This is a genomic window from Pseudoalteromonas sp. 2CM41L (assembly GCF_023161905.1).
In the GTDB taxonomy this organism is placed as follows: domain Bacteria; phylum Pseudomonadota; class Gammaproteobacteria; order Enterobacterales; family Alteromonadaceae; genus Pseudoalteromonas; species Pseudoalteromonas atlantica.
Genome location: NZ_JALNTN010000043.1, coordinates 1 through 586, shown reverse-complemented (window position 1 = coordinate 586; position 586 = coordinate 1). Strand labels below are relative to the sequence as shown.

At 51.4% G+C, this 586-nt stretch carries 1 protein-coding gene; it reads left to right on the top strand.

Annotation, left to right across the window (positions count from 1 at the left end; all coding sequences use genetic code 11):
* The coding region (locus MTF64_RS19840; RefSeq protein WP_248452444.1) for an Ig-like domain-containing protein at nucleotides 1-586 on the top strand (586 nt) is incomplete at both ends.

The window sequence follows — 586 nt, the reverse complement described above, 5'->3', positions numbered from 1 at the left end:
GAGGGCACCGTTGTTACGATCACCGTGACGGATGAAGCGGGTAACCCACAAACCATTACTACCGAAGTGCAAGCCGACGGCACCTTTAGTGTGGATGTACCGAATGAGCTAAGTGAAGGTGAATTTACCGTTGAGGTATCGGTAACTGATAACGCAGGTAATGAAACCACAGCAACCACCACAGGTGAAGTAGATACCGCAGCGCCTACAGTAATAATAGATCCCGTGGGTGATACTAACGACACCACACCGACTATTTCAGGGTCTGCAACGGGTGAGCCTGAGGGCACCGTTGTTACGATCACCGTGACGGATGAAGCGGGTAACCCACAAACCATTACTACCGAAGTGCAAGCCGACGGCACCTTTAGTGTGGATGTACCGAATGAGCTAAGTGAAGGTGAATTTACCGTTGAGGTATCGGTAACTGATAACGCAGGTAATGAAACCACAGCAACGACCACAGGTGAGGTTGATACCGCAGCGCCCACAGTAATAATTGACCCGGTGGGTGATACAAACGACACCACACCGACTATTTCAGGGTCTGCCACGGGCGAGCCAGAGGGCACCGTTGTTACGATCA